Here is a 13,623-nt window from a genome sequence, read left to right on the forward strand (position 1 = left end):
GGTGTTAATTATGGGTATTTTAAAAAAGCTATTTACCATTGGTAAATCTGTTGTGGCTGATGTTGAAGATAATCTTGAAGAAAGCCAGGGCATTCGTTTACTTGAGCAACATATTCGTGATGCACGCAATGAGTTAGATAAAGCAGGAAAATCGCGTGTCGATTTACTCGCCAGAGTGCGTATGAGCAAAGCTAAATTAGCTGGCTTGCACGAACGTCAGGCAACGCTTGAATTAAGTGCCGTGCAGGCGATGGAAAAGCAGGCTGATGAAGCGCTTTTGCAAGAAGTTGCAGAAGAAATTGCGCGTCTGGACGATGCGATTAGCACTGAAGAAAAGCTGCTGAAGAATCTTGAATCCTCTCAACAGGCCGTTGAGCAAGCGGTGAAAGCGACAGGTTCACGTATCGCTCAGTTTGAGCAGCAGCTAGAGATGATTAAGGCGACGGAAGCGACTCAAAGAGCCCAGCAAGCGGTAACGGCATCTTCGCTAGGTGCGACAACGAATGTTGCCACTGCAGCAGAGTCACTTAAACGTATCAAAGCCCGCCAGGCAGAACGTCAGGCCAAGCTGGATGCTATCGATGAACTCGAAAAAGTGAACTCTGGAACCAGCCTTGACGAGAAATTAGCGGAAGCAGGAATCGGTAACAACAATCGAACGTCAGCAGATGATGTTCTTGCTCGGTTAAGGAAAAAGAGCAGGTCGTAATGCTTTTTAACCAGGTTCTGAAGCTCTGTCAGCTTCATTTAGCGCGTCTGTCATGGATTGGCTTACTGGTTATGTTTATTGCTCATTACATCAGCTGTTATTGGATTTTGCGATGTATAGGGGAGCAAAAACTTACCAGCCAGCTAATTGACTTTATTTATTATTGTTCAGTTCTGGGCTCCACGATAGGTTTTGGTGATCTTAGTCCTGCAACCCCGGCAGGACGCCTTTTTACTGCTTTATGGCAGATTCCAATTGGCATAGGTCTTTTTGGTGCACTGATGGGGAAAGTCATCGGTATCGTGCAAATGGTTATCAAAAAGGGACTTAACGGCATGGCAGATTTCAGTGGCTTACAAAAACATGTGGTTGTTGTGGGCTGGCGCGGTCATCAGACACAGAAAATGATTTCGCTGCTGTTGGTGGATGAGCGCCGCCAGTTCGACAGGATTTTGCTATGTGAACCTAACGATCTGGACTCTCATCCTTTGTCGGGAAACTCGCTGGTCGATTTTGCGCGCATCTCAAATTTTAACGACCCCTCCGAGCAGCGGCGAATTGCGTTGTCTCAGTGCCATAGCGTCATTATTTTTGCTCAAAGTGATGAGCAGACTTTTACTATCGCACTGTCTATTGCAGGAAAAATTCCGCTGAGTAGCCATATCGTGGTGTATCTCGAAGACGAACGCTACGCCACTCTGCTCAACATGCACTGCCCTAATATCGAGATCAATCGCAACCTCTCGGCAGAACAACTCGCTAGATCCATGCAAGATCCCGGATCTTCACAATCCGTCGCATCGATGGTCAACCCGTTACTTGGAGATTCAGGTTGTGTATTGGCTATCCCTGATGACGCCGGAGTTTTTCATTACGGGGAGCTCATGCGCTATATCAAACTGCACCATGATGCGACCGTGATAGGCATTAGTCGTTTCAAAAATGGAAGGGATGTTGAGCTTAACCCAGTGATATCGACCGTAATTCAGGGGGGGATATGGCTACACATGATAGGTAATGCTCGCATCCTTGCGCAGGATATTAACTGGTCAGAAATAAGGAACATTCATGACATCTCTTCTTAATCGTTTAAAAGGGATTTTTGGCAGTGAGAATCAGCCTGAGAAAGAGGTAGGCCCTCTTGGGTTACATCTGCATGCGGCATTTACACTGGATATACTGGAGTACCGGCTATGCGAAAAACAAATGTTAATGGAGCTGCCTGGCGAAGAGTTTCTGGTTGCGGCGCAAAGCACCATCGAACTCGGTGCCGGGTGTGATATTTATCGTTACTACACCTCCGGAGATGAGTTCATTCAGATCAACACTACAGGTGGATTTGAACACGATAATGTTTCTGACATTAAGCTTTTTGTCTACGACGATAGCACTGGCATAACGGATCGTCTTGCCTGGGAAAAGACCATTAGCCCCAATCATATCGGGTTACCGAATTTAACCTGGCGGGGGAAATCCTGGTCGCGCGTATTTAATAATGAAGAACCCGGTGCGGCTAAACCGGTTTATATGCTGGAAAATGTCACAAACCAACAGGATGAGACATGGCCGGTTCATAATTTCACCATGGTTTACCAACGGGAATTGGATAATTCAAGGTATGAATATCTGATGATTACCGGAGAAGAAACTTTCGATGAGCAAGAACAACCTGAATGGCTTGTTTCTTATGCTTTAGGAATTGATTTAACATTTCTTCAAATCAATGTTATCGGTTAATTAACTTTACAGGATGTATGGAATGCATGTTTTCACTTCATTACTCGCTTTCTCGACCTATTTTTTCATTGGTCTGGCAATGATCTGTTGCTTTATGTTTATTTATACACGCATCACACCCTATAACGAATGGCAACTAATTAAAGAAAATAATGTCGCTGCGGCATTGGCCTTTAGCGGCACATTTATTGGCTATGTCATTCCATTATCCAGCGCTGCTATTAATTCGGTCAGTATCCCGGACTATCTGGCATGGGGGCTGATTGCGTTGGTAGTACAGTTGGTAATCTATTTAGCCGTACGTATCTATATGCCTAAACTTAGCGAGTACATTACTAATCATAATAATGCCGCTGGTATGTTTATGGGGGCCGCTTCTTTGGCGGGTGGTATTTTCAATGCAGCCTGCATGACCTGGTAGAATGAAAAAATGAGTCGAAAAAAATTAACAAGAAATAAAGCTATTGCCCCAATACTTACCAAGTCAACGGCTAAGCGCAAAGGACCACGATTTTTAACCCTGGCCATTATGGGCGGTGCTGCTTTATTAATCCTTAAGGGATGTGATGATGATGAAGTAGGTGACAAGGTTTACAGCACTCCTTATGAATGTTTAAACGATGGTCACTCTTCTGAAGTATGTAATGCCGCATATGATGATGCGAAAATAGAATTTCACAATCAATCACCAAAGAATTTAGCTCAAAGCGATTGTGAACAACAATATGGCTCAGGGAGTTGCCATTTCGAATCGAGTGCAAATGGATTCATCCCTGCTTTCGCCGGTTTTATGCTAGGACAGGCCCTGGCAAGTAACTCGCGACAGGACTGCCGATATGTTAGTGAATACTGCAATAATTATACTTCCCGGCCTGTATGGGGTGGTTCGTCAGGTTATTACTCTTACTCTTCAAGTTCGGGAAAAGGTTATAGCGATGATGGGCATTCAACACGACCCACTAAGATAACGACGGTTTCTCGCGGCGGCTACGGGAAATCTTCCAGCGCCCGCGGAAGTTGGGGAGGGTAACCATCGTGCTTAGACGTAAACTACCCGTACGCCCCAATCTTGATGAGCAAGCAAAGCTGCATGGCTTTGATTTTCATATTATTGATGACGAAATTTATTGGGATGAAAGCCGGGCTTATTGCTTTACGCTTCGTCAGATAGAAGAGCAAATCGAAAAGCCGACCGCAGAATTGCATCAGATGTGCCTTGAGATTGTCGATCGCGCAGTGAAAAGCGAGAAAATGATGGAGCAATTAGCCATCCCTCCTCTTTACTGGGATGTCATTGCTGAAAGCTGGTGTCAAAAAGACCCTTCACTCTATGGCCGGATGGATTTTGTCTGGACAGGTCCAGGACCGGTCAAGTTATTAGAATACAACGCAGATACACCGACGTCACTTTACGAGTCTGCCTACTTCCAGTGGACATGGCTTGAAGATGCAAAGCGACAAGGATTGATCCCTGGCGATGCGGATCAATTTAATTCCATACAGGAAAAGCTGATCGCCCGCTTCGCCGAGATCGCCAGCTCTAATCCATTCTACTTTTCTTGCTGCCAGGAATCTGAAGAAGACCGGGGAACCGTTCTCTACCTGGAAGATTGCGCCCGACAGGCTGGGTTAGATACGCGTTTTATCAATTTAGAGGATATCGGTTTAGGTGTCGGTGGGTTGTTGACCGATCTTGACGATAACGTGATACGCCACGTGTTTAAACTCTACCCGCTTGAATGGATGATGCGTGATGAAAATGGCCCACTGCTACGCCGTCGCCATGAACAATGGGTTGAACCGTTGTGGAAAAGTATCCTCAGTAACAAAGGATTGCTTCCTTTACTGTGGCAGCATTTTCCCAACCATCCTAACCTTTTGCCTTCCTGGTTTGCCGGAGATTTCTCCAGGCAAAATCCAACCATAGAAGCGGAATTAAAAGCCAGCCGGGGTTATGTGCGTAAACCGCTTTTCTCAAGAGAAGGTGGGAATGTCTCCGTTTATGACATGACCAACAATATTATGGAGGAAGAAGGTGGCGACTATGCTGAAGAGCCTATGATTTATCAGGCCTTTCAGGCACTTCCTCGCTTCGGTAACAGTTACACCTTAGTTGGAAGTTGGGTCGTGGACGACGAGCCGGCCGGAATAGGTATTCGCGAAGATATCTCGCTGATTACCAAAGATACCTCGCGTTTTATCCCTCATTACATCTCTGGCTAACAGTAAGCGGGTGCCAGCGTTTTTGTGATAAACCTTCAGGGCGGAACTGTCATCACCGTCCATACTAATGGCATTGCCATAAATGGAGGGAACACGATGCGCTGGCAAACTCATACCGTTTTTAACCAACCAATACCCCTCAATAACAGTAACCTTTTCCTTTCTGATATCTCGTTAACCGAGGCTGTAGCCCGTGAAGGTGCTGGCTGGGATGCGGAACTTCTGGCGAGTATCGGCCAACAACTCGGCTCGGCTGAATCCCTGGAACTCGGGCGACTGGCAAACGCGAATCCCCCTGAATTACTTCGTTATGATTCTAGTGGCGAGCGGCTTGATGATGTCCGCTTTTATCCCGCCTGGCATTTGTTGATGCAGGGATTGTGCGCCAACCGGGTGCATAACTTACCGTGGCAGGAAGATGCTCGTCATGGCTCATTTGTTGCTCGTGCCGCGCGATTTGTTCAGCACGCGCAGGTGGAAGCTGGCACGTTATGCCCGATAACCATGACATTCGGCGCAATTCCCCTCTTGCAAAAGCACTTACCGAAAGAGTTTCAGTCATGGCTTAAACCATTACTGAGCGATCGTTATGATGCCCATCTCTCACCCGGTTCGCAAAAACGTGGCCTGCTGATTGGAATGGGAATGACCGAAAAGCAAGGTGGTTCCGATGTGTTAAGTAATACCACTCGCGCTGAACCGATTGAGAGACGTGGTCCTGGTGAAATGTATCGCTTAGTGGGCCACAAATGGTTTTTCTCGGTTCCACAAAGTGATGCTCATTTGGTGCTGGCTCAGGCAAAAGGCGGGCTTTCTTGCTTCTTCTTGCCACGATTCTTACCCGACGGCCAACGTAACCAGGTTCGCTTTGAGCGTTTGAAAGACAAACTTGGCAACCGTTCCAACGCCAGCAGTGAAGTTGAATTTTGCGATGCCATCGCCTGGCTGATAGGTGAAGAGGGCGAGGGTGTGCGCTCGATATTAAAAATGGGCGGTTACACCCGTTTTGACTGTGCGCTGGGTAGCCATGGTTTGATGCGCCGTGCGCTGTCCGTTGCGTTGTATCATGCACATCAACGGCAGGCATTCGGCAAAAACCTCATTGATTTACCCCTTATGCGCCAGGTGCTTGGGCGTATGGCTTTGCAGCTTGAAGGGCAAACGGCATTTTTGTTCCGCCTGGCTCGGGCCTGGGAATCACCAGGCAATCCACATGAATTAGCCTACAGCCGCCTGTTTACACCAGCTGCCAAATTTAGCATTTGTAAATCAGGTATCCCATTTGTTGCAGAAGCGATGGAAGTCCTTGGCGGAGTCGGTTACTGCGAAGACAGCGAACTGCCGCGTATCTATCGTGAAATGCCGGTGAACAGCATCTGGGAAGGCTCAGGAAATATTATGAGTCTGGATGTATTGCGAGTGCTGGCAAAACAGCCCGGTACGATGGAAATGCTGCATGCAGAATTTGATGAGGTGAAAGGGCAAAACCGACATTTCGATCGCAGTTGGCGGCAACTGCAACAGCGGCTGCATAAGCCACAAGAAGAGTGGGGAAGGGATCTCACCCGATTGTTGGCTCTTCTGGCAACGGGTGCACAAGTTTTGCAGCATTTGTCTCCACCGTCAGGAGAAGCCTGGTGCCGCATGATGTTGGACTCGCGAGGAGAAAGTGTATTACCGAATCAGGTATTAATTGATGTATTGCTACGGGCGACGGGACGCACGGGATAGGAAAATATAAACCAGCGCCATAGAGTTGAATGACATGGTCGCTGGTTTATTTATGCATAAATAATGGCTTGTACACGCCAGCCTTCAGCAAGCTGGTTTTCCTGCATTTTTACGATGCGATAATAAGATGCACCGTGTTCATCAGCCTTTAAGGCAATCACTTTTTCCACATCTTGCACGCTACCGGCAATACCGTTTACTGAAATCATGCCGATTTCATTCAAACCCGTCACACAATCTGCGGCAACATCTTCTGCCGATTGCGCCGATGTTGTGATGAGTCCCACGGACAGCAGTAGTGAGGTTAAGGCAAGCGATCGTTTCATAATTAACTCCTTTTTACTTACCCTAAATCAGCAGGGCATTCCTTCGCGTTGTCGAACTCCAGACCTGTCCGTTGGCTGAAGTTCATTGTGCATAACAAACGATCAATTGGTGCAAGGCTTTGTAAATCTGCATAAATAAGTCAGCGCTAATTACTTACGGTATAAAATCGCCTGGGCATACCACTGGCCTGGCACTACCGTCTCATCGTTTAACAGGATGACGTAGTAATCTGCTTTTGCAGCAATTGCCTTCTCTTTTAGCGCCGTCTCAGTATCCATGGGTGAGCCGTGCTCAAGTGCTGTTACCGTTCCTATCTTGGTTAAACCCTGCGTTTGATAACGCTGAATTTCCTGAGGCGTTCCGGTTGCTGGCGGTGCAGGCTGTGGCGTACCTTGTAACACGCTACAGGCACTGAGCGTCATCGCAATGAGCAAAGCTGATAACAGTCGCATGATCGTTTCTCGTCTCTTAATAGTCATAGTGTAGCTCCGGTTTTTTTCGAAGAAGAGGGAATGTTCCCATTCTGTTAGCTCCCCCGCGCTTTTTAATCACTTTCGAATGAAAATCGCTAAGCAGATCTCATAGTTAAGAATTCTCCCCTGGTGCCATGAGCTTGCCATCCCGTGGTTGCTGGCTTACAAAGGAAGTCTCACCCTGATACGGAACGAATCCCATGATAGAAATGTACACCGAACAGTTGGCTGGTATTGAAGTTCTGCATGCTGTACCTGCCGGGAAAAAAGAGAGCCAACTTCCCGTTGTGTTTTTCTATCATGGTTTTACATCATCGAAACTGGTTTACAGCTACTTTGCCGTGGCATTAGCTCAGTCTGGAATGCGGGTGATTATGCCCGATGCCCAACAACACGGGGCGCGTTTTGATGGTGATGAAAGCGCCCGTCTGTACCAATTCTGGTCGATTCTCAAAAGTAACATTGATGAGTTTTCACAGCTTCAGCAGGTTTTATCTGAACGCTATCCAGTCGATGAGCAACGAATTGCCGTGGGTGGCGCTTCAATGGGAGGAATGACAGCGCTGGGAATTATGGCGCGTTACCCGCAAGTGCGCTGCGTAGCGTGCCTGATGGGGTCGGGATATTTCATGTCGCTTGGAAAGAATTTGTTTCCCCCGCAGGCGCTGGACCTCGAATCCCTTAACAAACTTGCAGACTACGATATTAGCCATCAACTCGAAAAAGTTGGCAACCGCCCACTATTGCTGTGGCATGGTGAGCAGGATGATGTCGTTCCGGCGACAGAAACATGGCGTCTGGAAAACGCGCTGATTGAAAAAGGGTTGGATAAACACATGCTCTGTTTACGGGAGGCAGGCGTAAAGCATCGTATTACGCCTACTGCGCTTGAGGCGACCAGCCGATTTTTTAGCGAGCACCTGTAATGGGATGCATAAAAAGGCCCCCGCAAGCGGGGGCAACGTTGGCTTTCTATGTCGTTGTGGTATTCCTGGTGTTAACGCATTACTTCACTACTTCATTGCATTCAGTTAGCGGTAGATGTCGGCACTGACATGCATATTGCCGTTGCTACCGGGTTCTCTCATCAATATCGAGTGGTAGTACTTTGCTCCGTGTTGATCCGCGTCGTTTTCGATCGCGACTTCAGCCTCTTGCTCAGTAGCAAAATTATGGTTGATGTAAATCACGCCCAAACTCATTACATCATCCATATTTTTGGCCTGATGGTTGTCGATTTTGATAGCGGCTGTCGCATTCGAGCAAAGCAAGAGAACAGCGACAAAAGCTAAAGTAATCATTTTCATGGTCCGCTCCACTACAACTTAATGTGTCTACTGCGGTCGTCGTTCCTGTTAATAAAAAGTGGCGGCCTATGACAACAAGTGTAATCCCTCATAATTGAATAAAAAGCGACCATTTCTGATGGTGTTGGTCAAAAATTTTAAGTGATTCAGCTCAAACTTATAGATTTCACTGAGTTAGCCTGTTGTTGAAACTTTATCCTTCATGCAAAAGAATTAATTTCCATATCACCTTGAGTTAATTGGGCTGCGCTTGTATGATTACGCGTCAATTTTTCGGCCGCCTTTATAAACACGTTCCTTGCTTCCATGGGCCGCGGCTGACCCTGACAGGAGGCTGAATAATCCGTAAGGAGCAATTCGATGCGTCATTACGAAATCGTTTTTATGGTCCATCCTGACCAGAGCGAACAGGTTCCGGGTATGATCGAACGTTACACTGGTGCAATTACTGCAGCAGAAGGTACGATCCACCGTCTGGAAGACTGGGGCCGCCGTCAGCTGGCTTACCCGATCAACAAACTGCACAAAGCACACTACGTTCTGCTGAACGTTGAAGCTCCGCAGGAAGTGATCGATGAGCTGGAAACTAACTTCCGCTTCAACGACGCCGTTATCCGTAGCATGGTTATGCGTACTAAGCACGCTGTAACCGAAGCTTCACCAATGGTTAAAGCTAAAGACGAACGTCGTGATCGTCGCGATGACTTCGCTAGCGAAACTGCTGATGATGCGGATGCTGGGGATTCTGAAGAGTAATTTCCAATGACGGTCAACCGCCTGGTGTTGTCTGGCACAGTGTGCAAGACGCCCCTTCGCAAGGTTAGCCCGTCAGGAATTCCTCATTGCCAGTTCGTGCTTGAGCACCGTTCTGTGCAAAAGGAAGCCGGTTTAGATCGGCAGGCGTGGTGCCGTATGCCAGTTATTATTAGCGGGCACGCACACTCAGCCATTACTCAAAGTATAACGGTCGGCACGGTACTCACAGTTTCTGGTTTCATTAGTTGCCATCAGGCAAAAAATGGGCTGAACAAAGTGGTATTGCATGCCGAGCAGATTGAATTGATAGATTCTGGAGACTAGCCTAATGGCACGTTATTTCCGTCGTCGCAAGTTCTGCCGTTTCACAGCGGAAGGCGTTGTAGAGATTGATTATAAAGATATCGCTACACTGAAAAACTACATCACTGAAAGTGGTAAAATTGTCCCGAGCCGTATTACCGGTACTCGTGCAAAATACCAGCGTCAGTTGGCTCGCTGCATCAAGCGCGCTCGTTACCTTTCTTTGTTGCCATATACTGATCGTCATCAGTAATCGGCCACTGTCCATTAATGACTTTGAGAGGATAAGGTAATGCAAGTTATTCTGCTTGATAAAGTAGCAAACCTGGGTAGCCTGGGTGATCAGGTTAACGTTAAAGCGGGTTATGCTCGTAACTTCCTGGTACCACAGGGCAAAGCTGTTCCTGCTACCAAGAAAAACGTTGAATTCTTCGAAGCACGCCGTGCAGAACTGGAAGCTAAATTAGCTGACGTTCTGGCTGCTGCTGAAGCTCGCGCTGCGAAGATCAACGCACTCGAAACTGTTACTATCGCGTCTAAAGCTGGCGACGAAGGTAAACTGTTCGGTTCCATTGGTACCCGTGACATCGCTGATGCAGTAACTGCAGCTGGCGTTGAAGTGGCTAAGAGCGAAGTTCGTTTACCGAACGGCGTTCTGCGTACTACTGGTGAGCACGAAGTGGACTTCCAGGTTCACAGCGATGTATTCGCTAAACTGACTGTAAACGTGGTTGCTGAAGCGTAATTTACGCGGACGTATATACGTTAAGACGCCGGCCTTGTGCCGGCGTTTTGCATTTCTGAATCTAATAATAATTCCCTAAAAAATTAGCGAGCGCGTATAAAGCTGCCATCTGGCTGGCGTGTAAACAGCACCTGCTGATCGTTACCAATATCAATCGTTAGCCCCGTCACTACGCCATTCGCATTCTGGCGAATCTGCACCATCTGCCCGGTTTGCAAAGTACTCAGCGGCTTATTGCTGCCTTCTACCTGCGCCATCGAATAGACATCTGCGGGCGGTAAATTATGATCGCGGAACAGCTGCGCCATCGTCTGCCCGGACTCCACACGATACGAACGCCATTGCTGCTCAATGTCATTATTAGCGTGCGGAACAGGTGCCTGGGTTTCTGCTTGCGGCTGTTCTTCAATGCGAGAAGGTTCGACAGGAGTCGCAGGCTCAGTATTGGCTGGCGGGTTGACTAAATGGGCACGAATTGGGGATTGCGATTCAATGGATAGCTGCGCGTCGCGCGCGACCGGGCGAGTGGTTTCATCTGGCGTAGGCCACAGGAAACCGAGCACCACCACGATCGCTGCAATAATAATTCCGCGTCGATGCATGACCGGAAGTGGGTCCATCAGGCGAAAATTATCGGGTGCATGCCAAATCCGCGCAAGCCAGGGTTTAATAGCGAATCGCATCGACATCACTCCTCATTTCCACACAATGTGCTCGGTTCATTTATCCACTCCATTATAGAACGCTAACTGTTTGATGCATTGAACAATCCGGCTTTACGTGACGCTCAACAGTAATTTAACGCTCAGTTAAACCATTGTTCCTGTTTCCTCTGCATTTGTCACCTTTGCCGCTTTTGCATTTTACCCGTCCGGATGACGCTGTTATGCTGCGGGCTTGCTTTTAAATACATTAAAGGAAATCCCATGACGACCCCTTCTTTTGACAGCGTCGAAGCGCAAGCAAGTTACGGTATTGGTTTACAGGTAGGTCAACAACTGAGCGAGTCTGGTCTGCAAGGTTTGCTGCCAGAAGCACTGGTCGCTGGTCTGCGTGATGCGCTGGAAGGGAATGCTCCGGCAGTTCCGGTTGACGTGGTTCATCGCGCACTGCGTGAAGTTCACGAGCGTGCTGATGCTGTTCGCCAGGAACGCCAGAAAGAAATGGCTGTTGAAGGTCAGAAATACCTGCAAGAAAACAGCAGCAAAGAAGGCGTGAGCAGCACCGAATCTGGTCTGCAATTCCGCGTTCTGACTCAGGGTACTGGCCCAATTCCGGCACGCAAAGATCACGTCCGCGTGCACTACACCGGTAAACTGGTTGATGGCACTGTGTTCGACAGCTCAGTACAACGTGGCGAGCCAGCTGAATTCCCGGTCAGCGGCGTTATCGCAGGCTGGATTGAAGCTCTGACTCTGATGCCGGTTGGCTCAAAGTGGGAACTGACTATCCCCCATAACCTGGCATACGGCGAGCGTGGCGCAGGCGCGTCCATTCCTCCGTACAGCACGCTGGTATTTGAAGTTGAACTGCTGGAAATTCTGTAAGCGTTCAAACGACCCCGCTGCGGCGGGGTTTTTATTTGGCTATTAACAAAACCAACACGATTTTATCTGGTAAACACTTCCTTCATGAGTGTTTGTGTGAGGCTTCTCACTCTTTAGCCGTGATTTTGCACTCAAAACAAACATCAAATTAACAAATAATTTCATTCTTAGTATTCAATCCGGCAATTCTTCCCTACTATCATTGCGTTCCCTGGAACAACAACATCACATCCTCAAAATTTTAATAAAGGCCAGCAGAGCCTGAACACAACAGACAGGTACAGGATAAACACAACATGGTAGATCAGATAAAAGTTGCAGACGAAGCTGAGGCTCCGGCTGAGCAGTCGCTACGGCGTAATTTAACCAACCGTCACATTCAACTTATCGCGATTGGCGGAGCCATCGGAACAGGCCTGTTCATGGGCTCCGGTAAAACAATTAGCCTCGCAGGGCCATCCATCATTTTCGTCTACATGATTATCGGCTTTATGCTGTTCTTCGTGATGCGTGCGATGGGGGAACTGCTGCTTTCAAACCTCGAATACAAATCCTTCAGCGATTTCGCAGCCGACTTACTCGGCCCGTGGGCGGGGTATTTTACCGGCTGGACTTATTGGTTCTGCTGGGTCGTTACCGGCATGGCCGATGTGGTGGCGATAACGGCCTACGCGCAGTTCTGGTTCCCGGGGCTTTCAGATTGGGTCGCATCGCTTTCGGTTGTCGTCCTGTTGCTGACCTTAAACCTCGCCACCGTGAAAATGTTCGGCGAAATGGAATTCTGGTTTGCGATGATTAAAATCGTCGCCATTGTCGCGCTGATTGTGATTGGCCTGGTGATGATTCTGACCCATTTCCATTCACCGTCGGGTGTCGAAGCCTCTATCAATAACTTGTGGAATGACGGCGGTTGGTTCCCGAAAGGTATCAGTGGTTTCTTCGCGGGCTTCCAGATAGCGGTGTTTGCGTTTGTCGGCATTGAGCTGGTGGGCACGACTGCGGCTGAAACCAAAGACCCGGAAAAATCCCTGCCACGCGCAATCAACTCCATTCCGATTCGTATCATCATGTTCTACGTGTTCGCGCTGATTGTGATTATGTCAGTCACACCATGGCGTTCAGTCGTGCCGGATAAAAGCCCGTTTGTTGAACTGTTTGTGTTAGTGGGTCTGCCTGCCGCCGCGAGCATCATCAACTTCGTGGTGCTGACTTCTGCGGCTTCTTCTGCAAACAGTGGCGTGTTCTCGACCAGCCGTATGCTGTTTGGCCTCGCACAAGACGGTATGGCACCGAAAGCGTTCGCCAAACTCTCTAAGCGCGCGGTTCCTGCGAAGGGTTTAACCTTCTCGTGTATCTGCCTGTTGGGTGGCGTGGTGATGCTATACGTTAACCCGAACGTGATTGCTGCATTCACCATGATCACCACCGTATCGGCGATTTTGTTCATGTTCGTCTGGACGATTATCTTGTGTTCGTATCTGGTGTACCGCAAACAACGCCCACACCTGCATGAAAAATCCATCTATAAAATGCCGCTCGGCAAGTTTATGTGCTGGATGTGTATGGCATTCTTCGTGTTTGTGATTGTGCTGCTGACACTGGAAGCAGATACCCGCCAGGCGCTGATCGTAACGCCATTGTGGTTTGTGTTGTTGGGTGTGTGCTGGATGTTTATCGGCAAGAAACGCATCGTGACAATGCGTAAGTAATTTTTGCCCTCACCCTAACCCTCTCCAACAGGAGAGGGGACTGACCGATTTGCTTT

18 protein-coding genes are annotated in these 13,623 nt (G+C 48.2%); 14 read left to right on the top strand and 4 right to left on the bottom strand.

The window, feature by feature from the left end:
* The first annotated feature begins 10 nt into the window (after positions 1 to 10).
* From GBAG_RS01580 to GBAG_RS01605, 7 genes are all read left to right on the top strand, one after another.
* Positions 11 to 709, top strand: a complete 699-nt coding sequence (locus GBAG_RS01580) for a PspA/IM30 family protein (protein ID WP_034492803.1) — start codon at positions 11 to 13, stop codon at positions 707 to 709.
* On the top strand, positions 709 to 1,794 hold the full coding sequence (locus GBAG_RS01585) for a potassium channel family protein (protein ID WP_034492806.1): 1,086 nt from the start codon (positions 709 to 711) through the stop codon (positions 1,792 to 1,794). Before GBAG_RS01580 ends, GBAG_RS01585 begins: the two co-directional genes overlap by 1 nt.
* Positions 1,778 to 2,446, top strand: a complete 669-nt coding sequence (locus GBAG_RS01590; protein ID WP_034492809.1) for a DUF2491 family protein — start codon at positions 1,778 to 1,780, stop codon at positions 2,444 to 2,446. Before GBAG_RS01585 ends, GBAG_RS01590 begins: the two co-directional genes overlap by 17 nt.
* Before the next feature lie 22 nt (positions 2,447 to 2,468).
* On the top strand, positions 2,469 to 2,867 hold the full coding sequence (locus GBAG_RS01595) for a DUF350 domain-containing protein (RefSeq protein ID WP_034492812.1): 399 nt from the start codon (positions 2,469 to 2,471) through the stop codon (positions 2,865 to 2,867).
* A gap of 9 nt (positions 2,868 to 2,876) precedes the next feature.
* Complete coding sequence (locus tag GBAG_RS21930; protein WP_072011127.1) at positions 2,877 to 3,476, top strand: DUF1190 domain-containing protein; 600 nt, start codon at positions 2,877 to 2,879, stop codon at positions 3,474 to 3,476.
* 5 nt (positions 3,477 to 3,481) lie between these two features.
* On the top strand, positions 3,482 to 4,669 hold the full coding sequence (locus tag GBAG_RS01600) for a glutathionylspermidine synthase family protein (RefSeq protein WP_034492814.1): 1,188 nt from the start codon (positions 3,482 to 3,484) through the stop codon (positions 4,667 to 4,669).
* Positions 4,670 to 4,765: 96 nt separating this feature from the next.
* Positions 4,766 to 6,400 carry an isovaleryl-CoA dehydrogenase gene (locus GBAG_RS01605; protein ID WP_034492818.1) on the top strand — a complete coding sequence of 545 codons (1,635 nt, stop codon included), beginning with the start codon at positions 4,766 to 4,768 and terminating at the stop codon, positions 6,398 to 6,400.
* A gap of 50 nt (positions 6,401 to 6,450) precedes the next feature.
* On the opposite strand, the gene GBAG_RS01610 is transcribed toward GBAG_RS01605, so the two are convergent.
* A complete protein-coding gene (locus GBAG_RS01610) occupies positions 6,451 to 6,726 on the bottom strand; it encodes a YdgH/BhsA/McbA family protein (protein ID WP_034461185.1) in 276 nt (91 codons plus the stop codon).
* Between the two features lie 150 nt (positions 6,727 to 6,876).
* Positions 6,877 to 7,206 (bottom strand): biofilm peroxide resistance protein BsmA, encoded by a 330-nt coding sequence (gene bsmA / locus GBAG_RS01615; RefSeq protein WP_034492820.1) that lies wholly within the window; start codon positions 7,204 to 7,206, stop codon positions 6,877 to 6,879.
* Between the two features lie 194 nt (positions 7,207 to 7,400).
* On the opposite strand from bsmA, the gene yjfP reads away from it, so the two are divergent.
* Positions 7,401 to 8,126, top strand: a complete 726-nt coding sequence (gene yjfP / locus GBAG_RS01620; RefSeq protein WP_034492823.1) for an esterase — start codon at positions 7,401 to 7,403, stop codon at positions 8,124 to 8,126.
* Positions 8,127 to 8,231: 105 nt separating this feature from the next.
* Here yjfP and yjfY read toward each other — a convergent pair whose 3' ends face one another.
* Positions 8,232 to 8,507 carry a DUF1471 family protein YjfY gene (gene yjfY / locus GBAG_RS01625; RefSeq protein WP_034492825.1) on the bottom strand — a complete coding sequence of 92 codons (276 nt, stop codon included), beginning with the start codon at positions 8,505 to 8,507 and terminating at the stop codon, positions 8,232 to 8,234.
* A 360-nt stretch (positions 8,508 to 8,867) separates the two neighbouring features.
* Here yjfY and rpsF point away from each other — a divergent pair, with 360 nt between their 5' ends.
* From rpsF to rplI, 4 genes are read left to right on the top strand one after another with little or no spacing between them, the layout of a single operon-like run.
* Positions 8,868 to 9,263, top strand: coding sequence for a 30S ribosomal protein S6 (rpsF, locus tag GBAG_RS01630; RefSeq protein WP_034492828.1), 396 nt, complete (start codon positions 8,868 to 8,870; stop codon positions 9,261 to 9,263).
* Between the two features lie 6 nt (positions 9,264 to 9,269).
* Positions 9,270 to 9,587: a primosomal replication protein N gene (gene priB / locus GBAG_RS01635; RefSeq protein ID WP_034492830.1), complete on the top strand. Its 318-nt coding sequence runs from the start codon at positions 9,270 to 9,272 to the stop codon at positions 9,585 to 9,587.
* Positions 9,588 to 9,591: 4 nt separating this feature from the next.
* Positions 9,592 to 9,819 carry a 30S ribosomal protein S18 gene (rpsR, locus tag GBAG_RS01640; RefSeq protein ID WP_002210155.1) on the top strand — a complete coding sequence of 76 codons (228 nt, stop codon included), beginning with the start codon at positions 9,592 to 9,594 and terminating at the stop codon, positions 9,817 to 9,819.
* 39 nt (positions 9,820 to 9,858) lie between these two features.
* Positions 9,859 to 10,311, top strand: a complete 453-nt coding sequence (rplI, locus tag GBAG_RS01645) for a 50S ribosomal protein L9 (RefSeq protein WP_034461193.1) — start codon at positions 9,859 to 9,861, stop codon at positions 10,309 to 10,311.
* 83 nt (positions 10,312 to 10,394) lie between these two features.
* Here the strand turns inward: rplI and GBAG_RS01650 are convergent, their stop codons facing one another.
* Positions 10,395 to 11,000 (bottom strand): OapA family protein, encoded by a 606-nt coding sequence (locus GBAG_RS01650; RefSeq protein ID WP_034492831.1) that lies wholly within the window; start codon positions 10,998 to 11,000, stop codon positions 10,395 to 10,397.
* 237 nt (positions 11,001 to 11,237) lie between these two features.
* Here GBAG_RS01650 and bamJ point away from each other — a divergent pair, with 237 nt between their 5' ends.
* Both bamJ and cycA read left to right on the top strand, forming a co-directional pair.
* On the top strand, positions 11,238 to 11,858 hold the full coding sequence (bamJ, locus tag GBAG_RS01655; protein WP_034492832.1) for a BamJ family beta-barrel-assembly machinery protein: 621 nt from the start codon (positions 11,238 to 11,240) through the stop codon (positions 11,856 to 11,858).
* A gap of 296 nt (positions 11,859 to 12,154) precedes the next feature.
* Positions 12,155 to 13,567 (top strand): D-serine/D-alanine/glycine transporter, encoded by a 1,413-nt coding sequence (cycA, locus tag GBAG_RS01660; protein ID WP_034492834.1) that lies wholly within the window; start codon positions 12,155 to 12,157, stop codon positions 13,565 to 13,567.
* Positions 13,568 to 13,623: the final 56 nt, after the last annotated feature.

This window comes from Buttiauxella agrestis ATCC 33320, from assembly GCF_000735355.1.
GTDB lineage: Bacteria > Pseudomonadota > Gammaproteobacteria > Enterobacterales > Enterobacteriaceae > Buttiauxella > Buttiauxella agrestis.